The following is a 26,337-nucleotide window of genomic DNA, read 5'->3' on the forward strand; positions in this document are numbered from 1 at the left end:
ACCATAATCCACCGTAGCGAAGAAGTCCGCCAGGAACACTTAGATATACCGGGAGATTCGCGTCTGGTTACGCGACCCCCGCCGCACGTCGACGCGAGGCGGCCTGACGGCGGTCGCACAGCGTCGACGCACCTGATCGAAAGGAGATCGAAGCGCAGCGGCAGTGACGCAGGAGCAGCGGTAGTCGCGGCGAACGCGTGTCCGCGTCGAGAACGCAGGTTGATCAGGCGGTCTGCTCGGAGGCGTCGAGCAGTTCCTTGTATCGCTTGCGGATGGTGACCTCGGAGATGTCGGTCACCTCGCTGACCTCGGCCTGGGTGACCTCGTCGTTGCACAGCAGCGGGGCCGCGTAGACGGCCGCCGCGGCGAGGCCGACCGGGCTCTTGCCGACGTGGATCTGCTCCGCCTTGCCGGCGCGGAGCAGGTCGCGAGCGCGGCGCTCGGCCTCGTCCGAGAGGTCGAGGTCCGAGGCGAACCGGGCGACGTAGCTCTCGGGGTCGGCCGGCTCGATCTCCAGACCGAGTTCGCGGACCACGTAGCGGTAGGTTCGCTTGAACTCCATCTCGTCGATCCGGCTGACGGTCACGACCTTGTCGATGCTGCGCGGGGTCTCGGCCTGGCGGGCCGCGGCGTAGACCGCCGCCGACGCGACGCCCTCGATCGATCGGCCGGGCAGCAGCCCCTCCTCGAGGGCGCGGCGGTAGATGACCGACGCGGTCTCGCGGACGCTCTCCGAGAGGCCCAGCGCCGATCCCATCCGCTCGATTTCGCCCAGCGCCTGCTTGAGGTTGCGCTCCTGGTGGTCGCGGGTACGGAACCGCTCGTCCCAGGTGCGCAGGCGCTGCATCTTCTTGCGCTGCTGGCTCGACAGCGAGTTGCCGTAGGCGTCCTTGTTCTGCCAGCCGATGTTGGTCGACAGCCCCTTGTCGTGCATCAGGTTGGTCGTCGGCGACCCGACGCGGCTCTTCTCGTCGCGCTCCGAGGAGTCGAACGCGCGCCACTCCGGCCCGCGGTCGATGTCGTCCTCCTCGACGACCAGGCCACACTCCTCGCAGACTGTCTCGCCGTGGGCCTCGTCGGTGGCGAGCGAACCGCCACACTCGGGGCAGACGTCCTGGGACTCGTCGCGCTCCCGCTGCTGGTCCGTCTCGCTTTCCCCCTGCGCCCTCGGGGTGGTTACGCGGGTCTGTTCGTCCGTGGTGTGGATACGTGTTTCTGTCATGGTGATGGTCCTGCGATGGAGGGCAGGTTCGCGAGCGGACCGCCGGCCGAGGGTAACTCGGAAGAAGGCCGGCAGTCACTCTTCCTAACCACACGTAAGGCCGAAAGGCACTTAAACATTTCGTGTGCAGTGATGCCACGAATCGACAGACGGCGTCCGGATTCGGGCGCATCCAGTCGCGATGCCGGCGACTCCGAGGGCCGTTCAGGTACCATCAATCGATCGGTCGCGGCGGGACGACAAACAAACGCTTATCGGACTCAGGGCGGTGAGTCTAATCAAATGAGTCACGCAGAGCTGTCCGAGAGTCAACGCCGGATACTCACCGCCCTCGTGAACGACTTCCAGCAGACCGACGAGCCCGTCAAGGCCCAGCGCATCGCGGAGACGATCGACCGCGACGCCGGTTCGATCCGCAACCAGATGCAGAGCCTGAAGACCCTGCAACTGGTCGAGGGAGTTCCGGGCCCGGCCGGTGGCTACCGCCCCACCGAGAACGCCTTCGCCGTCCTCGACCGCGACCGCCTCGACGACCGCGCGACCGTCACGCTCTCGGGGAGCTACGACCGGATCGACGTCACCGTCGACGAGATCGACTTCACGAACGTTCAGCACCCCGAGACGTGTACCGCTCACGTCCACCTCCAGCAGTCCGCCGAGGGCCTCGAGGTCGGCGACCCGGTCGCGATCGGTCCCACGCCGAACTCGAACCTCGTCATCGCCGGCGAACTCGAAGTGATCAACGAGACCGCCGACGAACTCGTCGTCGACGTCGCCGTCGCGGAAGCGCCCCTCGTCGAGGAGTAGCCGGTCGTCGTCGCCACTCACCTTACGTTCCCAACACTAATTGGTCGGCCCCGTCTCTGACGAGACAGATGTCGAGAAGCGAGACCGTCCTGGAGGCGGCACAGGCGGGCGCCGCCGTCGCGATGGACCACTACCGGTCGGCGCTGACCGTCGAGACGAAGGACTCGAAGACGGACTACGTCTCCGAGGGCGACGTCGAGGCCCAGCGGGAAGTCGTCGAGGTGATCCGCTCGTCGTACCCGGACGCGACGATCGTCGGCGAAGAGGAGGACGAACTGAAGACCGTCCCGGAGGACGGGAACGCCTGGATAATCGACCCGATCGACGGCACGACCAACTTCGTCCACGAGATTCCCCTGTGGACCACCTCCGTCGGACTCGTGCGAGACGGGACCCTCACGGCCGGCGTCTCGGTCGCCCCCGCGCTGGATCACGTCTTCTACGCGGACGAGTCCACCGTCAGGCGGGACGACGAAGCGATCTCGACCAGCGACACGACCGACCTCGAGGCGTTCTCCGTCGCGCCGATCCTCCGGTACGGGCCCGGCCGCGAGGAGGCGTTCGGCTCGCTGCTCACCTCGGTGCTCGTCGAGTTCGGCGACCTCCGGCGGCTGGGCTGCGCCCAGATCACGCTGGCGTTCGTCGCCGCCGGATCGCTCGACGCCGCGGTCTCCGCCCTATCGAACCCGAGCGCGTGGGACACCGTCGCCGGCGTCCACATGATCGAACGGGCCGGCGGTACGGTGACGGACATCCACGGCGATCCCTGGGAGCCCGGCTGCGAGGGCATCGTCGCGACGAACGGCGAAGTCCACGACGAGGTCCTCGACTGCATCGGCCCGGCGCTGGAGGCGTACTGACGCGACCGGAGCGGTGGACCGGGCCGCGATCCGACAGTCAGGCCCGCCCGCGCCGGACGCCGTCGAGGTACGTCATCGCCTCGGCGTCGCTGACCTGGCCGAACTCCCGGTAGAACTGCCCGACGGCCCTGAAGTGCGGCGGCGTCTCGACGGCGATCACCTCCTGGCCCTCTGCCTGGAGTTCCTCGACCGTCGTCGGCGATCCGACCGGCACCGCGAGCACGACGCGCGCCGCGCCGGCCGCGCGGACCTGTCGGAGACACGCTCGCGCCGTCGCGCCCGTGGCGATCCCGTCGTCGACGACGACCACGTGCTGCCCCGCGAGCGCGGGCGGCGCTCGTTCGCCCCGGTAGTGCTGTGCTTTCCCAGCGGCCGCCCGCGTCTCCCGCCGGCGCTGGCGCTCGACGTAGTTCCGAGCGACCCCGAGGCGCTCGATCAGGTCGTGGTTGAGCCAGGCGCTGCCGTCGGCGGCCGCCGCGCCGATGGCCAGTTCCGGGTTCCGCGGCGCACCGATCTTGGACGCGACGACGATGTCCAGCGGCGCGTCGAGCCTGTCCGCGACCGGCCGCGCGACCGGGAGCCCGCCGCGCGGGATTCCGAGGACCACGTCCGCGTGCACGTCCTCCCGGTCGAGCAGCGCCGCGAGTTGCCGGCCCGCGTCCGTTCGGTTGCTAAATGGCATCGTCTCAGTCCGTACGTCCCGGACGTACAACGGCGTAGTTACCAGATTCTCGCGAGATTCCTGAAGGCGGCCGGACCGCTACGTCGGCGGGCGGAGCCGGTAGTATCGGCAGTTGAGAGCGAACACGTGTCCCTCCCGCACGTCCCCAGGCCGGCGTAGGTGATCATCCCGGAGACCAGCGGGAGCAGGAACGTCAGGTCCAGCAGCAGGCTGGTCTCCATCGAGATCTGGGCCCGGTCCGAGGAGATGGCGATGGTGAGGCAGGAGACCACCCCGCCCGTCCCGACGGACGCCCAGAACGGGTTCTCGAACGGCCGTCGCCGCCGTCGTCTCCGGACGGGGTCCGACGGCTCGGCCGTCTTCCCGTCGGGTGACGCGTCCCTTTTCCTCCTCGACAGCGTACGCCCGCCGTGGTAGCGAAGCTGTTCCTCGCGACGGTGACCGGCCTGTTCGCCGGTTCGCTGTTCCGGTTTCTCGAAGTACCCATTCCGGCGCCGCCCAACCTCCCCGGCGTGCTCGGCATCGTCGGCATTTACCTCGGGTACAAGCTCGTCGAGTGGGCCGACGTCAGCGTCAGCCTGCTGGACGCGCTGAACCGGCTCGTGTGATGAGAGCCGCTCTCGCACCAACGACGGGACTGGGAGCAAGAGGTACCTGCGAGGAGTGCGTGCTGATACACACGGACGACTGCGGTCCGGCCCGGACTGCCACCGAGCCGACCCCGATTATTTCCGTTATCGCCATCTGATTTCCAGTTAAGATTATTTAGCGACGGGTGTCCAGCATCATACCATGCGAACGGCCCTAGCAGTCTGCGTCGCTACGATGTTGCTTTTGAGTGGGTGCAGTGGAATTTTCGGTAGCCAGAGCGGTCCGTCCGGAGCGGAAACGCCCACGGCCAGTCCGATAGAAGCCGAGACAGAGACCACCGTGCAGGACGGTGGAACGGCCGAGACTGCAACGGCCACCGCGACCGGGGCAGGAGAAACGCCGGAGCGAGACGTCGCGGCGGTGTTGCTCGATCGGGGCGACATCTCCGCCGGCTACGTCCTCATGGGGGAACTCCACCGGACGGGAGAGAACCGCTCCGATGACGTGGTCGACCGATCCGTGAGTGAGTGGCACCGGCGGACGTTCCAGCAGAACGAGTCAGTGGACGGCCCGCTCCTCGTGACGTCCAGTGCCCGGCGCTACGAGACGGTGGACGATGCGCAGGCGGGGCTGCAGCGGAGGGCTAACCCGTCCGCCGAGCTGAACGCGTCTGTCCGTCGCACGACGCCGTCGTCGGGGACGGAGATTACGGTCGTGACGTTCCGCTCCGACAGCGGCACCTACGGCGTCACCGCGCTGTACCGCACGGACGAGGTGCTGCTGACCGTCCAGACGTTCGGGACGGACCGATACCACGAGGCGATGACCGAGGAGCTGCTGTTGAAGATGATCGGGTACGCGTCCTGAACGGGGGCCCCGCGACGGTCGGCGTCACCCGTTCGAGACGGCGTCGAAGTCCTGCTTGAACTGGTCGCTCGTCCGGTCGAAGGTCTCGACGTCGTAGCCCTTCCGCTGGATGGCTTCGCGGGCCGAGTCGCCCTCGTTGGCCGCGCGCTCGTAGGTCTTCGTCGCCGTCGCATCGGGCACGTACATCGACCCCGTGACGTCGTCGCTCGCTTCGACCGTGAGGTCCGTCCCCTCGGCGAACTCGTCGGTCCGGCCCGTCACGTCGCCCAGCCGCTGGCTGAGCTGGGACGTCTTGGAGACGGCCGTCCCCGGGTTCCCGCCGCTGTAGACCTCGTAGATCCGTTCGACGGTCACGGTGTCGCCCTGCTTGGCGACGACCATCGCGTCGACGTCGCCCGACTGCACGGCGCTGGACTCGAATCCCTGCAGGACGTACGTACCGTCTTCCAGGTCTTCTAACTGGTTGAAGCTCTTCGCGACGCGCGCGTTCTCTGCCTTCGCGAGCCGCTTGCTGGCGGTCACCTCCGCCAGGTCGCCGGCGTTCTCGACGTCGTCCAGCTTTGCGCCGTCGACACGCCGGGAGACGTCGGCGGACTCGTCGGCGTATCTGAGCGACTCCGCCGCGTCCTGGAGGTCCTCGGGGTCGCGCCCGGATTTGACGTACTGGCGGACCGTCTCACGGGAGAGGCCGTATTCGTCGAGCAGGGTCCGCGCCGAGTCCGCGATCCGCCCGACGTTGCGCTCGTTTTTCATGAGCCGCTCGATCGCCTCCGTGCTGAGTCCGAGCGTCTCGTCGAGGTACGTACCCGGCGTCCCGTCGTAGAGCCGGTTGACAGCCCGGACGCGGTTGCCCCGGAACTGGTCGATCCGACCCAGGATCCGCTGCAACTGGAGGCGCTCGCCGAGGCTCCCGGCGCGTCGCAGCTTCGATATCTTGGGCATCGCGGAGCCGACGTCGCCGGCCAGGGGGATGATGCCGAACGCGGCCAGGGCCGCCTCGCCGCCCTGGCCGGTGTCGAGCGCGACGAGGAAGTCGCGGACGTCGCCGGCCGCGACGAATCCGGAGGCGATCCAGCCGGCGGTGTACTCGGACTTGTCGTCGACGCCCTCGGGCCAGCACCCGAGGCCGCAGAGCGCGCCCAGGGCGAACGACGAGGGGTCCTGCACGGGCTCGTCGTTCTCGATCCGGACGTGGTAGCTGTCGACGCCCTCCTCGACGATGATCGGGTAGCGGCCGAGCGTGTCGCCGCTGGCGCGGACGACCGCCGTCGTCGAGCCGGTCGCCAGCTCCTCGTCGAAGGCGAACTCGCCGTCGTCGTCGGTCCGGGCCGTGTGGCCGTCGATCTCGACGGTGACGTCCCGGAGGACCGTCCCGTCGAACAGCGTCACTTTCCCTGAGACGGAGGCGGCGTCACCGACCGTGATCGAGACCTCCTCGGTCGCTGCGGCGTCGTATTCGACGACGCGCGAGACGCGGGCCTCGGTCCCCGGATAGACCGTCACGGAGTAGGTTCCGCTGGAGAGGCCCGCAAACCGCACGGTACCGTCCTGCCCGGCGACCTTCGACCGCCCGCCGTCGGCGTTGATGCCGACGACGGTCCCCGGGACTGGTTCTCCGCTGGCGTCGGTGGCCTCGACGACCAGCGCGTCGCCGGTCTCGACGGTCAGCGCGTCCTCGATGACCGAGCGGGCGTAGAGGTACTTCTCGGTGTCGGCCCCCCGGACAGTGACCCGCAGGTCGTAGCTGCCGGCGTTCAGGTACTCGGGGACGGGCAGGTCACGCTCGACGGTGGTCGTCGCCTCCGCGAGTACGTCCGTGGTCTGCTCGTCCAGGGTCTGCCACCCGTCCTCGGTCCGGACCTCGTAGACGAGCCGCACGTACCGCTTCTCGTCGTCGCGGGAGGTGACCCGCGTCGTCGCCGGGAGGTCGTCGAGGGGTTCGTGGGCCCCGTCCGCGACGTCGAAGTGACGGACGCCGATCTGCTCCTCGGGCTCCCTGACCTCGAAGAGTCCGCTCCGCCGGGCGGTCGCGACGCTCTCCCCGACGTCCGAGTCGACGACCTCGACTGCGACGTCGTACGCGCCCGGCTCGACCGGGTTCGGATCGCGTGCCTCGGTCGTCCAGGAGACCTCGGCCGTGCCGCTCTCGCCCGGTGCCAGCGTGAGTCGATCGCCGCGCGTGACCGTCGTTCCGGGGCCGTCCCCGTGCTCGATCCGGTAGCGTACCTCGTAGGTCTCCTCGGTCGCGCCGCGGTTCTCGACGGTCGCCTCGAGGAGCACCTGGTCACCGGGCTCGTACTCGGGATTCGAACTCGCTACCCCGGTCAGCTCGGCCCCGCCGTCGCCGACGCGGAAGATCGGCTCGGCGCGTTCAGCGTCGAGCGCCCGGTCACTGGTCCGGTTCGCGAAGACGATCGCCTCGTGAGCGTAGGCGCCCACTGGAGCGTCCACGGGCAAGTCGGTCTCGAACCGAAGGACGTCAGTTTCACCCGGGCCGACGGTGACGGTCCGCTCCGTCTCGTCCAGAGGACCGCCGTCCGGTCCGTCGAACGCACTCCGGACGAGGAACGTGTGTTCGATCGGGCCGTCGTTGTCGACCCTGACGTCCACGACTGCGGTATCGCCCGCGGCGTAGGTCTCCGACCGGCTCTCGACGGCGGCGATCCGGGCGTCCACGTCACCGGGACCCAGCACCTCGAAAGCTCCCCGTCGGCGTTCGTCGTCCAACCGCGTCCGGAGGTCGTCGCGATCGCTCTCTTTCCAGACCGCCGCGTACCCGTCGTACTCCCCGCCCGGCGCGTCGTCCTCGACCCGCCACGACAGGGAGACGGTCCGCCGCTCGCCCGGTGCCAGCGTCACTGTCCGACCCGTCGAGGCGTCGCCGTCGTACTCCTCACCGTCCGGTCCGATCGCCGAGTAGCCCACGAAGAAGGTGTGGTGGGACGCCCCGGTGTTCTCGACGACGGCCCTGGCGTCGACCGATTCGCCCGCGGCGAACTCGCCGCGTTCGACATCGAAGTCGACGATCCGGGCGCCCGCGTCGTCGACGACCTCGAACACGTCGCTGCCGCTGACGTCGTCCAGCCGCGTCCGGAGGTCGTCGCGGTCGCTCTCCTGCCACGCGCTCAGCCTGACGCCGTACGATCCCGTCGGCGCGCCGTCCTCGACCGTCAACTCGAGGTCCACAACGCGCTGCTCGCCCGGCGCCAGCGTCACCGTCTTCCCGGTCGTCTCGTCGTTGTCGTACAGCTCGCCGTCCGGCCCGACCACGGAGTAGCCCACGAAGTACGTGTGGTCGACGTTGCCCGTGTTCTCGACCGTCGCCGTCGCGTCGACCGTCTCGCCGGGCGTGAACTCCCCGCCCCCCACGCTCGCGTCGACGATCTCGGCGTCGACCTCCGGCGGCTCCGCGACGCCGAAGGCGTCGGACCGGCGCGCGGCGTCCAGTCGCGTCCGCAAGTTGTCACGGTCGCTCTCCTTCCAGACCGCCGCGTACCCGTCATACTCGCCCGCAGGCGCGTCGCTCTCGACGTCCCACTCAAGCGACACCGTGTGCCGCTCGCCCGGCGCCAGCGTCACGGTCCGACCCGTCGAGGCGTCGTTGTCGTACAGCTCGCCGTCCGGCCCGACCACGGAGTAGCCCACGAAGTACGTGTGGTCGACGTTGCCCGTGTTCTCGACCGTCGCCGTCGCGTCGACCGTCTCGCCGGCTCGATGCTCTCCGGAATCGACGTCGAATCCGACGAGCCGCGCGTCGACCTCCGTCGGCTCCGCGACGCCGAAGGCGTCGGACCGTCGCGCACTGTCGAGGCGCGTCCGGAGGTCGTCGCGGTCGCTCTCCTCCCACACCGCGACGAACCCGTCGTACTCGCCCGCCGGCGCGTCGCTCTCGACAGTCCACGAGAGCGACACCGTGCGCCGCTCGCCCGGCGCCAGCGTCACCGTCTTCCCGGTCGTCTCGTCGTTGTCGTACAGCTCGCCGTCCGGCCCGACCACGGAGTAGCCCACGAAGTACGTGTGGTCGACGTTGCCCGTGTTCTCGACCGTCGCCGTCGCGTCGACCGTCTCGCCGTCGTCGAACTCCCCGGCGTCGACGTCGACTCCGCCGATCTGCGCGTCGATCGTCTCCTCTGCCACGCGGAATCCGTCGGATCGGCGCGCGTCGTCGAGGCGGGTCCGCAGGTCGTCGCGGTCGCTCTCTTTCCACAGCGCCGCGTACCCGTCGTAGTAGCCCGCAGGCGCGTCGCTCTCGACCGCCCACTCCAGCGAAACGGTCGTCCGCTCGCCGGGCGCCAGCGTCACTGTCCGCCCGGTCGTCCCGTCGTTCTCGCGGTAGGTCCCGTCTGGGTCCACGGCCGCGTAGCCGACGAAGAACGTGTGAGTCGTCGTGCCCGTGTTCTCGACCGTCGCCGTCGCCGCGACCGATTCTCCCGCAGTGAACTCGCCCGATTGCTGTCGGAAGTCGACGATGCGCCCGTCGACCGACGCCGCACTGACGCTCGGTGCTGTCCCACCGGTCTGTTCGGCGTCGGCGACCGTCGCTCCACCCGCTACCTGACCCGCCGAAACCGCGCCCGCGACCGGGGCGGTGGCCAGTAACACCGCCATCGCGACCGCGAGGCCGGCCCGAGTAACCTCTCCGTTCATACCCATCTAGACTGTTGCATTTGCAATAGCTCCTGTGATTAAATGGTAAGTATTCGCAAACATAGCTGGGAGTATCAGCCACTCTCCTTTGAGGATGGGATCCTGCGCCGTATCACTGTGGTACGATTCGCACCGGGCGTCGCTACCGGCGCGCGCCGGAAGAGATAGAGCAGCTACCCACGACGGAGCGTCTCGGTCGATGTCCAGTCACTCGACACAACCGGCAGGGATACGTGTCGATCTACCTCCGGTATCCTCCCCACTACTCTGGTGATCCAGTGCCTTGACTACGTGTCAATTCGGTATCTTGCCATGGGAGATGATACCGTAAGCCGTCGTCGGATCCTGCAGTCCAGTGTCGTGGCAGGACTGGCAGGCCTCACTGGCCGTCAGGCGACCCGAACAGCGAGCGCCGCTGCTACACAGGCTGGACAGACGTCGCAGGGAGAGGAGTGCCCTCGTTCCGATTGTATCCACTCGACGCTCGGCTACACCGGCATCTCGACCGGCGAGGCAATCGAGATACCGGACGGCCTGCGGCCGGATCACGAGGTCGAGTTGGTGACGCGACCGCGCGAACGGGGCGGCGGTGAGGCCGCCACTGTCCCCGAGTCCTTCTTCGAACCGGTCGGGTTGGCAATCGAGTCGGGGGATATCGTGCAGTTCACGCCGACGTCACCCGGCCACACGGTGACGGCGTATCACCCGCAGCGCGGACGACAGCGTCGGATCCCGGAAAACGCATCGCCGTTTTCCTCGTCAGTGCTCGGGACTGATGCGGTCTGGCTGTATCGCTTCGACGAACCGGGCGTGTACGACCTTCGGTGCACGGCGCACGAACTGTTCGGCATGGCGATGCGAATCGTCGTCGGTGGAGGGGAACCGGACCTCGGTGAGACGGGAGACGGCAATCGCCGACCGCCCGCCCTGACCGCTGGGCTGGTGCTGGACGACGACGCGGTCGCTCCCGAACGGATCGTCGAGGAGGGGACGGTCAGCTGGAACGCCCTCGACGACGCGAGCAAACAGCTCCTGGTCGAGTTCCAGCAGCCGGCGGAACCGGACGCGGCCTCCGAGGACGGCGAGAGATCAGCGTCGGGGGCGGACGGTGACGCAGTCGTGGAGATCGTCGACCACGAGCTGGTCGTCGAGGAAGGCGAGTTCGGCGACGAGGTCTACGTCGCGGCGACCGTCGAGAACACGGGCGCCGCACCGTCGGGGACGATCGAGCTCACCGCCGACTGGTACGACGCCAGCGGCGACTACATGGACAACGACAGCGCGTTTCTCCAGTCGCTCGGAGCCGGAGAAGCGTGGGCCGCGCGCGTACCCTACCTCGGCACGAACCCCGGCGACGTCGATAGCTACCAGTTCGACGGCGAGTACGACGCCGAGACGCCGCCGATGAACCCCGACGGACTGACCCTCCGGGGGAGCGAGATGAACGTCGGCGACGGCGAGGTCGTGATACGTGGCGAGGTCGTGAACGAGCGCGGAGCGGACGTGTCGTACATCGAAGCGACCGGCAAGGTTTACGACGCCGACGGCGTCCTTCTCGGGGACGAATACACGAACGTCACTGACGTACCCGCCGGGGAAACGTGGACCTTCGAGACGACGTGGCTCACCGATCGAGCGGGGGAAGCCGTCGACTTCGACGTCTGGGTGACTGATACAGCCGTCTGAGCAGCGGGCCGTCGAGACACTTCACCTCGACATTACTGTTTCTCCGCGGTTACTCGAATCCGTACGGGAACTCACCCCCCGCGTCGATCCCAGGCAGTGCCGCAGAGCACGTGTCGCCGTTCGCAACTGATGGTCCACCTCAGTCGATTACGGCCGACGTAGACGGTATCGTCGGTGATCTATTCGATCCGTTGACTGGTCTGGTTCTCCACCACGCCCGGGTTCTGGACCCCGTGTTCACGCTCTAATCGACGGGGCCCGAGGGGCGTGGGGTGCGAGGTTCACGCGCGGTACTCCAGTGCCTCGTTCGATCGTTCGAGGATCGCTTCCGGATCGAGGTCGCAGTCCCGCCAGGCGGGGAGCCAGTCGTCGTCTCCGGGCCGGCGGACGGACCCGGCGTACTCGTCGACCTGCGCGCGCTCGTCGCCGCGGTCGTAGTCGAGCCCGTTGAAACCGGCGTCGACGGCGTAGCGGTCGATGGCCCGCTCGGCCTCGCGGCGGTAGCGCTCGCCGAGGGCGTCGTAGTCGACGGCGACGTCGCGATCTTCGAGGACGCGGACGAGCGCCTGTCCGACCTCGTCGCACATGTCGCCCAGCCCCGACGGCCCCGCGACGGCGCGGTGGTCGTGCTCGTGGGTGCCGAGGTCGACCTGAGCGCTGCCGTCGAAGCCGACGGCGTCGTACGCGTCGCCGAGCGTGCCGACCTCCAGACCCCACCCCGGCTGGGCGCGCAGGGACCGGACGACGTCGCTCGTCGCCGCGAACTCCCCCGACAGCGCGTAGCGGAAGGCGAGCAGGTAGTCGACCACGGGGTCGTCGACCAGCCCGTCCAGCGCGCGCAGCAGCGGTCGGACGAAGAGTCGGAACAGGCGGCCGTAGAGGCGGTCGTTCTCGACGCGGGCGTAGTAGCCCTTGGCGAACCCGTACCCCTCGGAGAGTGGGTACAGCAGCCGCGGGACGTGGCTGGCCGAGTACGTTGTCGCGTCGGCGTCGTGGACGGCGACGAACTCCCGGCGCGCGGCCAGCCCCAGCGCGAGCCACACGTCCCGGCCCTTGCCGGCCGCGCCGTCCAGCCCGGCCTCCGCGAGGTGGTCCTCCACGGCGGGGGCGTTACACCACAGGAGGGTCGCGTCGACGTCGAAGTCGTCGATCCACGCGGCGACGTCGCCGACGCGGTCCTCGCCGGCCCGCAGCGCCACGTACACGTCAGCCGGGTCGACCGCCGCCAGCGTCGAGAGGACCCGCTCGGCGGCCAGGGTCGCGTGGTCCCGCGCGGTCATCGGGACGACCACCGCCGCGCGATCGGTCGGTGCCGGCGGGTCGGCTCCGCCGTAGTCGTGGAGCGTCGCGATCCGCTCCTGGACGTACTCCATCTGGCTCCGAGTTGGCGTCGACCGGGAAAACGCTGCCGTCTGCGCTCGGCGGCGGTCCGTCGGCAGGTGCCGGTCGCCGTCTCCGGGTCGTCGGTCCGCGGCCGCGAGCTTTTTTCCGTTCGGGCACGGACCACCGTCCATGGAGTCTGTACGCAAGGGGCTACGATCGGGGGACCTGGAGAAGGACAACTACGGCCGACTGACATGCGTCGACTGCGGCGAGGAACTGGCGACCCAGAACGACCCCGACGAGGTGGGGAAGGTCCGGGCCTGTCCGGAGTGCGACAGCGAGTGGCAGGAGATCTAGCTCGCCGCGGTCCCGCAGGCGGCCCGATTATTCGAAGACCGCGTCGAAGGCGCTGGCGCCCAGCGGCTCGTACGTCCCGGCAGCGACGTTTTCCGCGACGTGCTCCGGCGAGCCCATGCCGACGAGCGAGGACGTCACGCCCGGTGCCGACCGCGCGAAGTTGATCGCCCGCTGGGCGCTGGTCTCCCCGTCCAGCCGGGCCGCCACTTCGTCTGGGAGGCCCTCTGCGAGCCGACCCTGGAGCATCGAGGCGCTCGTGAACACGTCCAGTCCGGCCTCGTGGGCGAACCACAGCGCCGACTGCGGACCGTCGGGCCCCTCGTGGGCCTCGACGGTGAAGGCGTCGGCCATCTGCACGTTGAACGGGAGCTGGACGGCCCGGAAGCTCGTAGCCTCCGTGTCGGCCCGATCCGAGGCGGCGCGCGCCCGGCTGACCACCTCGGGCAGCGAGAGGTAGCTGTCGTGGCCCTTCGGTACGCGGAAGGCCTCCCACGTCGCGACGCCGTAGTGGCGCAGGTCGCCCGCCGCCACGCGCTCCTCTAGCCTGACGAACGCGTCCTCCAGCCGGTCGTACACCGCCTCGCGGGAGCGGTCCGCGAGTTGCGTCTCCGGGTTGTGGACGTAGTACAGGTCGATCGCGTCGAGTCCGAGGTTCTCCAGCGACCGGTCGAGTTGGTCGTCGAGGAAGTCCGGCGCGATGCAGTGCTGCCCGCGCGCCAGGTCCTCGCGGTCGACGATTCCGGGTTCGACGTACTCCTCCAGCACGTACTGTCCCGGATCGTCCGGTCGCTCGCCGTCGAAGGGGACGAACCCGCCCTTCGTGGCGACGAGGACGGCCTCGCGGTCCACGTCGGCGGCCTCGACGGCGTCGCCGACGACCCGCTCGGAGCGCTGGTGGCGGTAGTTGATCGCCGTGTCGACGACGTTGCTCCCCGACTCCAGCGCCTCGACGATCGCCTCGTGATATCGGTCGTCCTGTTCGTCGGTCGGGTCGCCGAGGTACGTGCCGACGCCGACGCTGGAGACGACGCAGTCCGCGAACCGCCGGAAGTAGGTGCGGGCGAACTCCTCGTGGTCGTCGCGGTACGCCCACGTCGCCGACTGGGTTGCCATGGGTCCGGCTACGCGGCGCGGGTCAAAAAAGGCGTCAGATCGCGCGTCTCCGTCGTCGGGTCACACGTCGCCCGTCATCGCGTCGAACAGGCGGCGCTTGAACTCCTCGCGCGGGACGCCCTCGCTGGGGCCGATTCCCTCCATGTGTTCGATGGACACCTGCCCGCCGCCCATCCGGGCGTGGCCGCCGGCCGAGGCCATCGGGATGTCCTCGACGGCCGCCTCCAGCGCCTTGCCCATGTGGACACGGTCGTCCCGGGACCGGCCGGAGAGGTGGAGCTGCCCCTCGCGCTCGCCGAGGACGACGACCGCCGTCACGCCCTCCAGGCGCGTCAGCTCGTCGGCGGCCTGCGGGATGGCGTCCGCGTTCGACACCTCGCCGACGTCGCTGACGGCGAACGCGTTGCGGACCTCGCGGCGAGTGATCGCGCGGGCCTTGACGTCTAAGACCTCCTCGTCGACCTGCGGGTTGGCGATCCGGTCGAGCGTGTCCTCGTCGATGCCGTCGTAGAGGTACTCCGCGGCGCGGAACTCCGCGGCCGTGCAGCCCTTGGTGAGCTGTTTGGTGTCCGACTGGATCCCGTACAGCAGTCCGGTGGCGACGCTGGGAGCGACCGATTCGCCCGCTCCCTCGCCGCCGTCCGTCTCGACGTCGGGATCGGCGAACTCCCAGCCCAGCGAGTCGAAGTACTCCGCGAAGATGGTCGCGCAGGCCCCGTAGTCGGTACGGACGTCGGTGAAATCGTCGCCCTCGCCGCTGCCGGGGTGGTGGTCGACGACGGCGACGGGGTCGATTCCCTCCGCGCCGGGGAACCCGCGGGGCTCGTTGTGATCGACGAGCACGACGTCATCGCTCGCGAGTTCCTCCACGGATTCGATCCGGTCGAAGTCCAGATCGAGCACCGTCTGGAAGGCGCGGTTCTCCTGATGGCGGATCTGCCCGGGGTACTGGAGGGTCGCGTCGGTACCGGCCCGCTGGGCCATTTCGCCGACGGCCAGCGCCGACGACATCGCGTCCGGGTCCGGGTTCGGGTGCATCAGCACCGCGACCGCGTCCCTGGACTGCAGCACCTGTTCCAGCCGTCTGGCGGGTGGCGTCCGCAGCCGATCGACCGTCCACCACAGCCCGAGCAGGAGGACGATCGCACCGACGACGACGGCCGCGACGAGCAGCGGGGACTCCTCGAGCACGGCTGTCACCGCGTCGGGGACGCCCTCGACGCCACCCTGGGCCCAAAGCGGCATACGCGGGGCCTTTCACCGCCATCGGATAAGAAGGTTCCCCACGAATCGCGCGGTAACACGCCGATGGAGGGCGAAAAATAACGGTACGCGGGATGAGAACTACGTTCTATCCAGATGCGCCTCGATCGCTTCCAGATAGCCTTCGCGATACGTCGGATAGCGGAACTCGTAGCCCAGTTCGCGCAGGTAGTCGTTCGAGCAGCGCTTGCTCGTCCGTATCCGGCGCTTCGCCGTCTCGGAGAGGTCGTCGTCCGCCAGCCGCTCGGCCGTCGTCCGCTTCGGTGGTGCCGGCTCGCCGCACTGTGCGGCCAGCCAGTCGGCGAAGGCCCACTTGTCGACCGGCTCGTCGTCGACGACGAGGACGGCCTCACCGCGCGCCAGGTCCCCCTCCAGGAGGTGGGCCACGGTCCCGGCCGCGTCGTCGCGGTGGACCATGTTCAGGTAGCCCTCCGTCACCGGCCCGCCGAGGTACCGCTCTAGCCGATATCGGTCCGGGCCGTACAGGCCCGCGAATCGCGCGACCGTCCCGTCGATACCCCGGTCGTCGGCCGTCAGCGCCGTCGCCTCCGCTTCGGCGAGGACGCGCGTCTTCGCCGTCGTGGGATCGAGCGACGTCGACTCGTCGACCCAGTCGCCGCCGTGATCGCCGTAGACGCCCGTACTCGACGTGTAGACGAGCCGGTCCGGTGGCGACTCGCGGCGGGCGAAGTGATCGATTACCGTCTCCAGCCCGTCGACGTACACCCCACGGGCCGCCTCGGCGCCGCGGCCGCCGGAGCTGGCCGCGAACACGAGGGCGTCCGCGTCCGGGACCGCCGACAGCGAGTCCGGTTCGGTCACGTCCGCCTGCACGGCATCGCCGCCGGCGCCCTCGACGGCGGCGAGCCCCTCGTCGGAGCGACGGACGCCGACGACGTCGTGTCCGGTCGCGGTCAGCTGCCGGCACAGCTCCAGGCCGACGTAGCCACAGCCCAGGATGGCGACGCGCATCCTACTTGCGCTCCTCGATGGCCTGGTGGAGCCGCGCGTACTCCGCGAGGGTGATCGGGTGCCGGCCCTCGATCTTCTGCTGGATCGCCTTGGGGTTCATCTCCCCGTCGATGGCCGACCCGAGCGTCTCGACGTCCAGAACGGCGGTCGTCATCCCCATCAGCAGGACGTCGCGCGCCTCCGCCGCGACGGCGTCGGCCGGCGGCCGGTCCTCGTCCAGCGCGAGGACCGCCGCCGCCTCCTCAAGGGTCACCTCCGGCGACTCGCCCGCCGCCAGCGCCTCGACGGTCTCCCGGTCGAGGTCCGTCTCGGCGACGACCGCGTCGACGCCGACGGCCTCGACGGTGGACGACAGCTCCGACTCGTAGGCCTTCCGCAGGGACTCGGGCGTTCGCTCGCCCGCGTCCGGGAACTCGCCTCGTAGCATGGCCGGCCATAGCGGGGCCGGCTATAAGTCTCCGTCTCTCCGTGCCGATTTCGCCGACCGGTTCGACGCCCCGCCGCCCGCGTCCGGCCACCCCGCGGACCGCTCGTCGCGGACGCCGTCGACGTCGCCGACGCCGGTGCGGCCGGGCGGCACCACGACCGCGACGGCCGTCGACGCCTCGAAGCGGACACGAGTCGACCGGCCCAGCCGCTCGCGATCGCCGTCGTCGTCGACGTCCAGACGGACCGAGTCGCCGTCGCGAGCGTAGACCGTGTCGGCACCCGGCGTCGTCGGACGGCCGCGGTCCGCGCGGATCCCGAAGCGCGCGTACTCGCCCCGCACCTGGACGTGCCAGAGGTTCGTCGTCGCCACCCACGGGTACGCGGGCGGAGCGAGGGGCAGGCCCGCCGGGAGCCTGTCCACCGACTCGTTGGCCAGCCGCCCGGTGACGCGGTCGACCGTCTCGTTGGCGACCCGCTCCGCGGCCCCGTCGGCCGCCGACTGGACCGCGCGACGCGTCTCGTTGATCGCTGCCGTCTGCGGTCTGGCCGCGCTCTCGCGGAGCGCCTCGCGGCGCGTCTCCTCCAGCCGCAGGCGGAGTCGGTCGGCCGCGGCGTCGCTCAGCCCGCCCTCGGCGGCGGCCGTCGTAGCTATCGCCGCGGACGCGGACCCGTTCGACAGCGCCAGCGCTCGCGCCGGAAGGGAGTCACACTCGGCCGTCGCGCCGGCGACGATGGCCCGGCGTTCCGCAGGGCCGGCCCCCACTCCGCTGGCGGCCAGTCGACCTCGAAGGCGGCGCTCGACGTGGGCGTTCGCGTCCGCGACCGCCGTCGCCAGATCGGTTCTGGGACCGCCGCCGTTCTCACCGAGCGTCGCGTTCGCCGCTCGCAGCGTCCGCGCCGCGGTCGAGAGCCGCACACCTTCACTCCCGCCGAAGACCGCGTCGACGACCGCTCCCGATGCCTCGCCGTACGGGAGCGCGAAGGCGTTGCGGTTGCGCGCCACCAGCGGATGTCCCTTTCCCTCGATCGCCGACACCTGCTCGTGGTTCAGTTCGGCCAGCGTCAGGTACGACGGCGCCGCGTCCACCCCGAGGCGAACGTCGTCTCCTGGCCCGTCGACGGCAGGCTGGCGCGTCGCGGGCGGCCGCCGCGTCGCCCGCATCCCGGCCGCCAGCGCCCGCGCCGAGACGTCCCGCATCCCGGTGAGCGTCGAGGCGAATCCATCGGCCCGGTCGTCCCGCGCCGCTGCACGTTCTTCGAGGCGCTCCACGACGCGGTCGAGGTAGCGCGCCCGTGCTGCAGCGCGGGCCTTCGCCGCCGCGCTGTCGTAGCGTTCCGGCGCGTCGACGAGCGCCGAACGCCGCTCTCGCACCCGCTCGGCGAGTTCGCGTGCAGGCTCGGCCTCGAACGTCCCCAGGCGACCCCGCTCGACCGTCACCGAGACGTTCCGGATCGCCTCGCGGAGGCCGATCAGGTCCTCGTAGATCCAGTCACTGATCCCCGCGGGTCGCTCGACGTCGATCCGGACGGGCTCCCCGTCGAGCGATCCGCGGGCCGCCCGTCGCGCGACGGCGTCGCGGCCGCCCCGCGTCTGGACGAGCCTGTCGACTGCCCGTCTGCGGACGTCCGCGAGGTTCGGCCCCTCTAGCGGCCCGGCGCCGCGCTCGTGGGCCGTCGTGATCGGTCCCGGCGGCGCGCCGTCCGCGGTCGCGTGCCGGCCGACGACTGCGACCGACACGGTGTGCCGCCCGCTCGCGCTCGTCGCCGTCGTCCGCGTCTCGTTGCCGCGCTGCCAGGTCCGTGTCCGCGTCCGCTCGACCGCCACCGTCCGCCCGAACGCGTCGAGGCGATGCCAGCCGTCTGGCGCCGCGGGCGGGCCGGGGCTCGCGTCGGTGGCCGACCGACTCACTTCCCGGCCAACGTCGACCAGGGTCCAGTTCTCCCCCGGCCGCTGGGGTCGCGCCGGCCGCGGTGCGCTGTCGCCGTCAACCCGGGCGACGAGGCGCGCGTCGGCCGCGTACACCGACGCGACCGCCGATTCGATGCCGCCGCCGTCCAGCAGGTCGAGCGTCGCGCGCTCGGCTGTCGTCCCGACGGTGACCGTTTTCGCCGTCTCCGGTCCCGGCCCGGACGGCGGATCGAGGCCGCTGATCCGCTCTGGCGGCGGTTCGGTGGGCGGGTCGAGCATCGCATCGGTGACCTGCGTACCGGTCCCCGTCGCGGCGAGCGCGTCGCGGGCGCCCGTCCGGGCCACTGCCATCGCCAGCGTCCGCCGACCGTTCGCGTCGCTGGTCCCGATCGTCCGGCGCTGGAGGTCCAGCAGCGCGGCGTTGGTGGCGACCGAGACGTGCCGGTTCGAGACGACGTTCTCCACGTCGAGGCCGCCGTACTGGGCGTACCCGCGCGCCCAGGCGACGGCGTACAGCTGTGCGGTCATCTGCCGTGAGAGGCCCGACTCCGTCACCGGCGCCGCCAGCCGCCGCTGGTAGGCGGCGACCCGATCGTGCAGCGCCAGCGCGGGCGTCGCGACGACCATCTCCGGGGACACGTCTCGCCGGGCGACCGCGCGACCGTGGCGTCTGGCGGTCAGCGTGACGTTCTCGACGCGGACCCGCATCGCCGTCCCGTTCTCGCCGGCCCGCTCGATCTGCACTCGGCGCTTCGCGGCCCGCAGCGCGGAGGCGTTCGGCGTCGCCGGCAGCGACGCGGTCACGCCCACTCCGTCCCGCCGGTAGCCGACCCGCGAGAGCCGCTCGCGCGCCGCGAGGTAGACACGCAGCCTGAGTGCGTCCCGGAACGTTCCGCTCTCGCTGAGCACGCGCCCGGCGGAGGTGTTCGCGGGGTCGATCACCGGATTCCGGGCCGCCGCCTCGCCCGCCGCCAGCGCGCCGGCCCGAACTGCGGTCTGCGTCTCCGCCGCCGCCCGTTCGAGTCCCGTCGCGACGGCGGGTTCGGTGGGCGGTTCCCGCGGGCCCATCGAAGTCGCGAGCGTAGCGCTGGACACGAGCAGGAGGGCCGCCACGAGCGAGAACGGCACCCGCGCCCGCTCGTCGTCGATCACGCTGACCACGTCCTGACGACGATGCGGACCCGCCCCGTCGAGGCGTCCCGGGCGGCCGCCTCCGGTGAATCGTAGCGCGCCCGCAGGTCCCGCTCGAACCGGTCGGTCAGCCCCGCAGCGAGGCGGTCGTTCATCTCCTCGACGCTCCGCTCTCTCACGCCCGGCGGTTCGGCGTCGAGCAGTCGGGCCGTTCGCCGGTAGCGGCGCGCCGTCAGCGCGTCGGCGGGGGCGTCGCCCCGGAGCGCCAGCCGCGTCTCGTCCGGCGAGAAGAGCCCGCTGACGACGGCGTCCGCCACGGCGCGGGCGACGCCGCGGAATCCGTCGGCGTCCGCTGCTCGCCCGTTCCCGGTCTCGACCGACGGCACGCCGCTCGGAGCCGTCAGCGCGGCCGCCGCGACGTCCGCGTCCGCCGGCGGTCGCGGACCGGTCCGGACGGTCCCCGACAGCGGCGCGCCGGGATAGGGCTCCCAGGCGGCTCGGACCGCCGCGCGCGCGTCGCGGTCCCCCGTCCGGTTCCGGACGAGGCCGGTCGCGGCACGCACGTAGCCCCGGCGCGCCGGGAGGAGTCGCTCTCCGTCGACCGTCGCGTTCGCGACGGCGGCCCGCGCGAGCAGCGACGCGAGAGTCCCGCGTGCCGTGCGTCGGAGCGCCGCGTCGTCGACCTCGACGGCCACGCCCTCGGCGGACTGCTCGGGAGTGAGCGCGTAGTCGGCCCCGGCCGTGTTCGTCACGACGACGCGCGCCTGCTCGTCGGCGTGGTTCCTCGGGGATGGCTCCGCGACCGCACCCGTCCCCGCCGTCAGCGTCGCGACGGCGCCGCCGATCAGCAGCAGCGCGACCGTCGCGTCGACGACGGTACTGATCGCCCTCATCGCCACACCGCCACGCGGAGCCGTCCCGGTTCGACCGTCGCCGGCGAGACGCGGACGCCGAGTCGCTCCTCGGTCTCGTCGGCGTCCGGTGGAACGGTCGGCCCGCTCGACCAGCGCCGGCCCCCGACGGCCAGCGTGACGTTCGTCCGATACCCGGCCGGGCCCGCCTCGTGGCTTCCCGGGACTCGTTCCGGGCGCGCCACGCCCGCGGGCGCGATTTCGTGGTCGACCCGTTCGAGGGCCGCGGGCGCCGTCGACCGGTCGCGCTCGCCCGGCAGCGTCGCGTCGAGGACGCCCGCGTATAGGGACAGTCCGACCCCGACGGTCGCCACGGCGACGATCGCAGCCAGCGGCTCCGTCTGCCCCCTACCCGACGAGCGTGACATCGATCTCCCTCCACGAGACCCGTCGGATCGAGACGCGGTCGGGCGCCGGCCGCCAGTCCGGTTCGGCGTCGCGGGCGGTCCGCGTCGCGTCCCCGAAAGCGTCCCGGGATTCGAAGACCGCAGCCGGCCCCTCGCCCGCAAGCACCGCTGCGAGCCGGTCGTCTGAGCGGACGGGAGTGACTGGGCCGTAGGCGAACGCGGCCGCTGCCCGTCCGTCGTCGTCCCGCAGCTGTATCTGCTGGGGACCGACACGTCACTCGCTGGCGTCGGGGAGGGCGCGGACGCCGCTGCTCCCCGGCGGGCCGGCCGCCACTCGATCGATTGCGTCGGCCGCCGCGGCGGCGTCCGGCGGCGTCCCCGACGGCAGCGCAGCGACGGTTCCCAGGGCGGTGACGCTCGCTGCCGCGACGCCGAGCCACACGTACCACGCGTCGACTGGCACGTCGAACATGGCGGACCTGGTCCCGTCATCGCACTTGAATCTCCGGGCGCCGCTGCCTCAGACGGCCAGCCCCGCACCGGCCAGCGCCGTCAGGTACGTCGCCGTAGCGGCGAGCAACGCCAGGCCGGCCCGGTATCCCACCAGCGCGCGGTCGAACCCGAGCGTGAGCCCGGTGGCTAGCGCCGTCAACAGCGCGGCCAGCAGCAGGACGTAGGCGCCGACCGCCAGTCCGAGGCCGGCCGCGTTGGCGTCGGCGACCAGCGACCCGTCGTCCCCCAGCGCGCCGGCGAGGGCCACCGTCGCACCGCCGACCAGCGGTCCGAAGACGGCCGCCGTGTTCGACAGCGTGTCCGTCACCTGCGCGACTTCCCGATGGGCCTCCCGCTCGACCGCGGCGACCTCCTCGAGGTGCTCGCCGGTCGCGACGAGCGCGTCGCCGGCCGGTCGCCCCTCGTCGGCCGCCATCGCGAGCGTGGCCGCCGCTCCCTGAATCCGCCTGCTCGGGAGGTCAGCGACCGCCGCGTCGAGCGCCGCCCGGACGCCGACTCCGAGGCGCCGCTGCCGGGCCGCGGCGTCGGCGAGGACGGTGCCGGTCTCCTCGGGGAGTTCCTCGGCGACGGCGGGAAGCGCCCGCTCGACGGACTCACCGCGCCGGACGCGGCGACCGGTGAGCGCGAGCGCGTCCGCCAGCCCCGCCTCGACGGCGCTGGTCCGCTCCCGGACCGCGACGGTCGGCCGATAGGCCGCGACGAGCGCTAGCCCGGTTCCACAACCGACGGCCGCCAGCGGCGGCGTCCAGGCGGGCAACAGGCGGGCAGCCAGTATCCACGCTGCCGCGGTGCCGCCGATTCCCGCGACGGGGATCGGCCACCGACGCGAGCGGACGTCCGGGTGCGAGCGATCGACCGACGGAGGCGGGAAGGCTACGGGCCGGCGCGCGAGCAGCCACCCGCAGGCGGCCAGCATCCCGGCTGGTAGCAGAACGTCGTACGCGATCACGATGGCGGGAAGCGACGCCGGGAACCCGGCCGCCCGGACGGCGGGCAACAGCGACGCCAGCGCCAGCGGGAGCAAGACGCCGAACGCGTACAGCGCGGTCACCGGCCCGCGGATTCCGGCGGCGAACTCGGACAGGCGCTCCCGGGTCCCCTCCAGGACGGCCGACCGCGCGCGTTCCAGGGACCGCTCGCGGCGCTCGCCCGCGGCCCGGCCGGCACTCTCGACGAGCGAGCAGGCCCGCCGGAGTTCCGGGAACCACGGTTCCCACTCCCGCGCGAACGCGTCGAGCCCCGTCCCCGGTCCGCCCCTCGCCCGGCGGACGTGGCCGCGCAGGTTCCGGGCGAGCGGTCCCGTCGCGGTACCGGCCGCGAAGGCCGCGGCCCGCTCCGGCGAGGGAGTGATCCGCATCCGCAGCGTGGCCCGCGTGACGAGGGCGGGCGCCGCGCCCAGCGCGCGCGAGCGCTTCGCGCCAGCCAGCAGCCGCGGCAGCGCTGGCCCGCCGACGGCGACGAGCACTGCGAGGCCGAGTGAGACCGCTGCGGCGACGGGTGCCCCGAGGACCGGGAGGACAGTGCCGAGTACTGTGCCGGTCGCCGCGACGGCGAGCGAGGCGCCGTAGGCGGCGGACGCGAGGGTCGCGGCGTCGATCGACCAGTCGAGGAAGCCGAGCGACCGGGCCAGGTCCGGGTCGGGGTCGACCGTCGCCGGCCAGAGCCGGGCGGACGACTGGACGAGTCGGGAGCCCGCGTTCGCGTCGGACGTCGGTTCCCTCATCGCTCCGGTGCGGTCGCGACGCTCTGACCGCCACTGGCGCTCGCCCCGGCGCTGGTCCGGAAGCGGTCAGCTCGCACCTCGACGGCGTCGAGGACGTCGGCGTAGCGCTCGCCGCCCTCGCGCAGCGACGCGATCAGCCCGCTGTTGCCGCGCTCGACGCGTCCGGTCGGTGCCAGCCGCTCGTTCTCGCGCCTCAGGAGCGGCGCGAAGCGGACGCCGTCGTCGCCGTCGATCACCTCCTCGACCGCTGCGACGCGCCGGTCGTGGCCGTCGGGCGGGGCCATCGTCACCACGAGGTCGGTGGCCGCGAAGGCCGACTCGGCGACGCCGAGGTCGGCGACGACGCGCTCCCGGACGGCCTCGCCGCCGTCGCCGTGGACGGTCCCGAGGACCGCGCTGGCGTTCGCGCCCACGCGCATCGCCTCGTACAGGACGCTCGCCTCCTCGCCCCGGACCTCGCCGACGACGAGCGCGCCCTCGCCCAACCTGAGTGCGGTCCGGAGCGCCTCCGCCGGATCGAGCCCGGGGCCGTCCCCGCTGGCGGTCAGCATCGACTGGACGTCCCGACCCTCTGCCTGTAGCGCCTCGACGGGTAGCTCCGGGGTGTCCTCGATGACGAGCGTCCGAACCGCTCTGGGAAGTTCTCGCAGGAGCGCGCCCAGGGTGGTCGTCTTGCCGGCGCCGCGGGGCCCGGCAATCAGCGTCGCGGTACCGCGCTCGACGGCGACCGAGAGCAGGGCGGCGCCCCGCGACGTGATCGTCCCGGTCTCGACGAGTCGCCGGAGCGTCCACGCCTCGCGGTCGTGCGCGCGGAAGGCGAAGGTCACGCCGTCGGTGACGGGGTCGGTCGTGCCGGCGACGCGGACGCGCCGGCCGTTCACGGTGATCTCCGCGTCCAGCGTCGGGTCGACCTGCGAGAAAGCGCGACCGCTCTCCAGGCGGAACTGCGAGGCCAGCGCGTCGGCGCCACGCTCGCTCAGCCTGACGTTCGTGGCCGCGAGTTCGCCGTCGACGCGGACCCGCAAGGGCGTCCCGGCGACGGGCGCCGTCGCGAACACGTCGCTGACGCGTTCGTCCGAGAACAGGTCCACCAGAACGCCGTAGTCGGCCGTGTGCTTCTCCAGCACGGCGCCGAGGCGGTCGACGGGGTCGTCCTCGCCGGCGACTGCACGGACCGCTCTCCGCGCCGCGCCGGTCCCGCTCTCGGTCCCGTCGGCCAGTCGCTCCCGCGCGCGTTCGAGCGCCCCGAGCGCCTCGTCTGACAGCGTCGAGACGGAGGGTTCGACGTGGTAGACCGGGAGGTCGTCGGGGCGTTCGTAGCGGCGAACGGTGCCATCGGTCGAGAGGGTACTCCGATCGACGAGGCGTCCGTCAGGCGGCGGATCGACGGCGACGCGCGCGTGGCCGACGGTCGCTCCGACGTACGGCCGCAGGTCGGCGACGCTATCGAACCGCTCGACGGACAGCGCCAGCCCGCTCTCGGCCGCCGCGTCGGCGACGGGGCCGGCCCGTCCGACGGCCTCCCGCGCCGCGGTGACCGGTTCGTGACGCGCCCGCTCGGCGAGTCGCTCGTCCAGCGGCGCGACGCGCTCGACGAACCGACCGGCGGCGGCGAGCAGACCGGCGTCGCCGTCGAGGTACGTCCGCTCCGCGCCGCCGCGACGCACGAGGACCCGCTCGACGTCGGCGTCGGCCGCGTCGATCACCGTCGCCCGGCAGTCCGCGGCCTCGGCCAGGCGCCCCTCGCCGGGGCAGCCGTCGGCGTCGACGACGAGTCCGCTTCCCTCGCGGCGCAGCGAACAGCGACAGTCCGGATCGGCGCGGTCGGATCGGAACCAGTCTCGCATGCGCGAGGATGGCCTCGTCTTCACTGGTAAAGGCCGGGACGTGCACGGACCGGGGCGGACCGCTCGCCCAGCGGTCGCGGCCGGGCTGGTTCGCCCTCGCCGCCGGTGCGGCTCACGGTCACGACGGGGTCCGCCGGCGTCCCGTCGAGTCGGAGGACGACCTCGTGGCGCCCGGGTCCGAACGTCAGCGGGGCGTCGGCGGTGGGCCGCAGCGGGCCGGCGAGCGTCCGCCGCCGCGTCCCGTCCGGGCGGTCCCAGGTGGCGACGGTTCCCCGGTTCGGCCGCCACTGGAGGGTCAGTCGCCGGACGCCGGCGTCGGACCAGGTGCTTCGGGGAACCGTGATCGAGACGACGCGACGAGCGCCGGCGCCCGCGATCGGGTCGTCCGCGGCCGCGAGCCGGTCGGCCGCGGCCTCGACGGTCGACAGCTGGTCCGCGACAGTGGCGTCGGTCGCCGCCCTCCGGGCGTGATCGATCGCCGGCGACGCCGCACCGACGAGCGCAGCGGCGAGGACGACGGCCAGCACCGCCCGGTACATCAGACGTAGTCCCGGATGCGCGCGAGGAGGCCGCCGCTTGCCGCGTCGTCCGCGTCGGTGTCCGAACCCATCCTGTCGCCGGACACGGGATCGTCGCCGGCCTCGAACCGGCCGCCGTCGACGGCGACGGCGGTTCGCTCACCGCTGCAGGCGCTGTCGAATCCGTCCCCGTCCACGGGCCAGTCCTGCGTCGCGTCCGCTCCGGAGCGCCGTGGCGACCGTGGGTTCCGCTCGCAATTGGCGGACGGCCCGTCGGTCCGATGTTCCCGTCCGCCGGACCCGCGCCCGCCCGCGTCTGCCTGCTCGATCCGATCCTCCAGGTCCTCGACGGCGGCCAGTGCGGCGTCGGCCCGCTCGGCCACGTCGTCGTTGACGGCCCGGACGTTGCCGACGTAGCCGCGTAGCGCCTGCGTGGCCGCCTCCAGTTCGGCGATACGGTCGTTCGAGTCGGCGAGGTCGCCTTCCAGTTCTGTGATCCGCTGCTGCCGGTCGCCGGCCGCCCGGAGCGCGTCGAGGTCGTGTTCGCCATCGGCGAGCGTCCGTTCGACCGCGCTGAGCCGCCGATCGAGTGCGTCGAGGTCGGGCATACGCCGGAGTG

22 protein-coding genes and 1 pseudogene are annotated in these 26,337 nt (G+C 71.6%); 6 read left to right on the forward strand and 17 right to left on the reverse strand.

Translation table 11 applies throughout. From position 1 onward, the window contains the following. Positions 1 to 223 precede the first annotated feature (223 nt). On the reverse strand, positions 224 to 1,222 hold the full coding sequence (locus LCY71_RS13070; RefSeq protein WP_225333586.1) for a transcription initiation factor IIB: 999 nt from the start codon (positions 1,220 to 1,222) through the stop codon (positions 224 to 226). Positions 1,223 to 1,504: 282 nt separating this feature from the next. Here LCY71_RS13070 and LCY71_RS13075 point away from each other — a divergent pair, with 282 nt between their 5' ends. Further along, positions 1,505 to 2,029 carry an HTH domain-containing protein gene (locus LCY71_RS13075; protein ID WP_225333587.1) on the forward strand — a complete coding sequence of 175 codons (525 nt, stop codon included), beginning with the start codon at positions 1,505 to 1,507 and terminating at the stop codon, positions 2,027 to 2,029. 68 nt (positions 2,030 to 2,097) lie between these two features. Continuing rightward, positions 2,098 to 2,889, forward strand: a complete 792-nt coding sequence (locus LCY71_RS13080) for an inositol monophosphatase family protein (RefSeq protein ID WP_225333588.1) — start codon at positions 2,098 to 2,100, stop codon at positions 2,887 to 2,889. Positions 2,890 to 2,926: 37 nt separating this feature from the next. Here the strand turns inward: LCY71_RS13080 and LCY71_RS13085 are convergent, their stop codons facing one another. After that, a complete protein-coding gene (locus tag LCY71_RS13085; RefSeq protein WP_225333589.1) occupies positions 2,927 to 3,571 on the reverse strand; it encodes a phosphoribosyltransferase in 645 nt (214 codons plus the stop codon). Between the two features lie 38 nt (positions 3,572 to 3,609). Then, complete coding sequence (locus LCY71_RS13090; RefSeq protein ID WP_225333590.1) at positions 3,610 to 3,843, reverse strand: hypothetical protein; 234 nt, start codon at positions 3,841 to 3,843, stop codon at positions 3,610 to 3,612. A 138-nt stretch (positions 3,844 to 3,981) separates the two neighbouring features. On the opposite strand from LCY71_RS13090, the gene LCY71_RS13095 reads away from it, so the two are divergent. Then, positions 3,982 to 4,179 carry a XapX domain-containing protein gene (locus tag LCY71_RS13095; RefSeq protein WP_225333591.1) on the forward strand — a complete coding sequence of 66 codons (198 nt, stop codon included), beginning with the start codon at positions 3,982 to 3,984 and terminating at the stop codon, positions 4,177 to 4,179. A gap of 322 nt (positions 4,180 to 4,501) precedes the next feature. Beyond that, positions 4,502 to 5,029: a hypothetical protein gene (locus LCY71_RS13100; protein WP_225333592.1), complete on the forward strand. Its 528-nt coding sequence runs from the start codon at positions 4,502 to 4,504 to the stop codon at positions 5,027 to 5,029. 24 nt (positions 5,030 to 5,053) lie between these two features. Here the strand turns inward: LCY71_RS13100 and LCY71_RS13105 are convergent, their stop codons facing one another. Continuing rightward, positions 5,054 to 9,676, reverse strand: coding sequence for an NEW3 domain-containing protein (locus LCY71_RS13105; protein ID WP_225333593.1), 4,623 nt, complete (start codon positions 9,674 to 9,676; stop codon positions 5,054 to 5,056). 312 nt (positions 9,677 to 9,988) lie between these two features. Between LCY71_RS13105 and LCY71_RS13110 the strand changes: the two genes are divergently transcribed. After that, positions 9,989 to 11,362 carry an FxLYD domain-containing protein gene (locus LCY71_RS13110; protein WP_225333594.1) on the forward strand — a complete coding sequence of 458 codons (1,374 nt, stop codon included), beginning with the start codon at positions 9,989 to 9,991 and terminating at the stop codon, positions 11,360 to 11,362. Positions 11,363 to 11,643: 281 nt separating this feature from the next. Here LCY71_RS13110 and LCY71_RS13115 read toward each other — a convergent pair whose 3' ends face one another. Further along, the gene (locus LCY71_RS13115; RefSeq protein WP_225333595.1) at positions 11,644 to 12,735 is read right to left on the reverse strand and encodes a glycosyltransferase family protein; all 1,092 of its coding nucleotides are present in this window, start codon (positions 12,733 to 12,735) and stop codon (positions 11,644 to 11,646) included. 139 nt (positions 12,736 to 12,874) lie between these two features. Here LCY71_RS13115 and LCY71_RS13120 point away from each other — a divergent pair, with 139 nt between their 5' ends. Then, entirely contained in the window at positions 12,875 to 13,042 is a 168-nt protein-coding gene (locus LCY71_RS13120; RefSeq protein ID WP_225333596.1) for an HVO_0758 family zinc finger protein, read from the forward strand. Positions 13,043 to 13,069: 27 nt separating this feature from the next. On the opposite strand, the gene LCY71_RS13125 is transcribed toward LCY71_RS13120, so the two are convergent. The 12 genes and pseudogenes from LCY71_RS13125 to LCY71_RS13180 all read right to left on the reverse strand — a co-directional run bounded on the left by LCY71_RS13125 (position 13,070) and on the right by LCY71_RS13180 (position 26,326). Further along, complete coding sequence (locus LCY71_RS13125) at positions 13,070 to 14,155, reverse strand: aldo/keto reductase (RefSeq protein ID WP_225333597.1); 1,086 nt, start codon at positions 14,153 to 14,155, stop codon at positions 13,070 to 13,072. 60 nt (positions 14,156 to 14,215) lie between these two features. Further along, on the reverse strand, positions 14,216 to 15,400 hold the full coding sequence (locus LCY71_RS13130) for a DHH family phosphoesterase (RefSeq protein WP_225333598.1): 1,185 nt from the start codon (positions 15,398 to 15,400) through the stop codon (positions 14,216 to 14,218). A gap of 99 nt (positions 15,401 to 15,499) precedes the next feature. Then, positions 15,500 to 16,390 carry an SDR family oxidoreductase gene (locus LCY71_RS13135; protein ID WP_225333599.1) on the reverse strand — a complete coding sequence of 297 codons (891 nt, stop codon included), beginning with the start codon at positions 16,388 to 16,390 and terminating at the stop codon, positions 15,500 to 15,502. 1 nt (position 16,391) lies between these two features. After that, positions 16,392 to 16,817 carry a DUF5791 family protein gene (locus LCY71_RS13140; protein WP_225333600.1) on the reverse strand — a complete coding sequence of 142 codons (426 nt, stop codon included), beginning with the start codon at positions 16,815 to 16,817 and terminating at the stop codon, positions 16,392 to 16,394. Positions 16,818 to 16,838: 21 nt separating this feature from the next. Next, positions 16,839 to 19,889 carry a DUF7286 family protein gene (locus LCY71_RS13145; protein WP_225333601.1) on the reverse strand — a complete coding sequence of 1,017 codons (3,051 nt, stop codon included), beginning with the start codon at positions 19,887 to 19,889 and terminating at the stop codon, positions 16,839 to 16,841. Further along, positions 19,877 to 20,752, reverse strand: a complete 876-nt coding sequence (locus tag LCY71_RS13150) for a DUF7284 family protein (RefSeq protein WP_225333602.1) — start codon at positions 20,750 to 20,752, stop codon at positions 19,877 to 19,879. Before LCY71_RS13150 ends, LCY71_RS13145 begins: the two co-directional genes overlap by 13 nt. Then, the gene (locus LCY71_RS13155) at positions 20,749 to 21,138 is read right to left on the reverse strand and encodes a DUF7285 family protein (RefSeq protein ID WP_225333603.1); all 390 of its coding nucleotides are present in this window, start codon (positions 21,136 to 21,138) and stop codon (positions 20,749 to 20,751) included. Before LCY71_RS13155 ends, LCY71_RS13150 begins: the two co-directional genes overlap by 4 nt. Next, positions 21,119 to 21,589, reverse strand: a pseudogene (locus tag LCY71_RS21825) (DUF7283 family protein). Before LCY71_RS21825 ends, LCY71_RS13155 begins: the two are co-directional and overlap by 20 nt. A gap of 48 nt (positions 21,590 to 21,637) precedes the next feature. Next, a complete protein-coding gene (locus LCY71_RS13165) occupies positions 21,638 to 23,353 on the reverse strand; it encodes a hypothetical protein (RefSeq protein ID WP_225333605.1) in 1,716 nt (571 codons plus the stop codon). After that, complete coding sequence (locus LCY71_RS13170; protein WP_225333606.1) at positions 23,350 to 25,200, reverse strand: ATPase, T2SS/T4P/T4SS family; 1,851 nt, start codon at positions 25,198 to 25,200, stop codon at positions 23,350 to 23,352. Before LCY71_RS13170 ends, LCY71_RS13165 begins: the two co-directional genes overlap by 4 nt. 20 nt (positions 25,201 to 25,220) lie before the next feature. After that, a complete protein-coding gene (locus LCY71_RS13175) occupies positions 25,221 to 25,739 on the reverse strand; it encodes a DUF7311 family protein (protein WP_225333607.1) in 519 nt (172 codons plus the stop codon). Further along, complete coding sequence (locus LCY71_RS13180) at positions 25,739 to 26,326, reverse strand: DUF7310 family coiled-coil domain-containing protein (protein WP_225333608.1); 588 nt, start codon at positions 26,324 to 26,326, stop codon at positions 25,739 to 25,741. Before LCY71_RS13180 ends, LCY71_RS13175 begins: the two co-directional genes overlap by 1 nt. Positions 26,327 to 26,337: the final 11 nt, after the last annotated feature.

The organism is Halomicrobium urmianum, assembly GCF_020217425.1.
GTDB lineage: Archaea > Halobacteriota > Halobacteria > Halobacteriales > Haloarculaceae > Halomicrobium > Halomicrobium urmianum.

What these genes read in the sequence shown, in the direction of transcription:
- LCY71_RS13165 (WP_225333605.1), bottom strand. Translation starts at nt 23,353, where the DNA reads ATGAGGGAACCGACGTCCGACGCGAACGCGGGCTCCCGACTCGTCCAG.
- LCY71_RS13080 (WP_225333588.1), top strand. Translation starts at nt 2,098, where the DNA reads ATGTCGAGAAGCGAGACCGTCCTGGAGGCGGCACAGGCGGGCGCCGCC.
- LCY71_RS13070 (WP_225333586.1), bottom strand. Translation starts at nt 1,222, where the DNA reads ATGACAGAAACACGTATCCACACCACGGACGAACAGACCCGCGTAACC.
- LCY71_RS13155 (WP_225333603.1), bottom strand. Translation starts at nt 21,138, where the DNA reads ATGTCACGCTCGTCGGGTAGGGGGCAGACGGAGCCGCTGGCTGCGATC.
- LCY71_RS13110 (WP_225333594.1), top strand. Translation starts at nt 9,989, where the DNA reads ATGGGAGATGATACCGTAAGCCGTCGTCGGATCCTGCAGTCCAGTGTC.
- LCY71_RS13120 (WP_225333596.1), top strand. Translation starts at nt 12,875, where the DNA reads ATGGAGTCTGTACGCAAGGGGCTACGATCGGGGGACCTGGAGAAGGAC.
- LCY71_RS13085 (WP_225333589.1), bottom strand. Translation starts at nt 3,571, where the DNA reads ATGCCATTTAGCAACCGAACGGACGCGGGCCGGCAACTCGCGGCGCTG.
- LCY71_RS13125 (WP_225333597.1), bottom strand. Translation starts at nt 14,155, where the DNA reads ATGGCAACCCAGTCGGCGACGTGGGCGTACCGCGACGACCACGAGGAG.
- LCY71_RS13105 (WP_225333593.1), bottom strand. Translation starts at nt 9,676, where the DNA reads ATGAACGGAGAGGTTACTCGGGCCGGCCTCGCGGTCGCGATGGCGGTG.
- LCY71_RS13180 (WP_225333608.1), bottom strand. Translation starts at nt 26,326, where the DNA reads ATGCCCGACCTCGACGCACTCGATCGGCGGCTCAGCGCGGTCGAACGG.
- LCY71_RS13075 (WP_225333587.1), top strand. Translation starts at nt 1,505, where the DNA reads ATGAGTCACGCAGAGCTGTCCGAGAGTCAACGCCGGATACTCACCGCC.
- LCY71_RS13115 (WP_225333595.1), bottom strand. Translation starts at nt 12,735, where the DNA reads ATGGAGTACGTCCAGGAGCGGATCGCGACGCTCCACGACTACGGCGGA.
- LCY71_RS13140 (WP_225333600.1), bottom strand. Translation starts at nt 16,817, where the DNA reads ATGCTACGAGGCGAGTTCCCGGACGCGGGCGAGCGAACGCCCGAGTCC.
- LCY71_RS13135 (WP_225333599.1), bottom strand. Translation starts at nt 16,390, where the DNA reads ATGCGCGTCGCCATCCTGGGCTGTGGCTACGTCGGCCTGGAGCTGTGC.
- LCY71_RS13170 (WP_225333606.1), bottom strand. Translation starts at nt 25,200, where the DNA reads ATGCGAGACTGGTTCCGATCCGACCGCGCCGATCCGGACTGTCGCTGT.
- LCY71_RS13130 (WP_225333598.1), bottom strand. Translation starts at nt 15,400, where the DNA reads ATGCCGCTTTGGGCCCAGGGTGGCGTCGAGGGCGTCCCCGACGCGGTG.
- LCY71_RS13175 (WP_225333607.1), bottom strand. Translation starts at nt 25,739, where the DNA reads ATGTACCGGGCGGTGCTGGCCGTCGTCCTCGCCGCTGCGCTCGTCGGT.
- LCY71_RS13150 (WP_225333602.1), bottom strand. Translation starts at nt 20,752, where the DNA reads ATGAGGGCGATCAGTACCGTCGTCGACGCGACGGTCGCGCTGCTGCTG.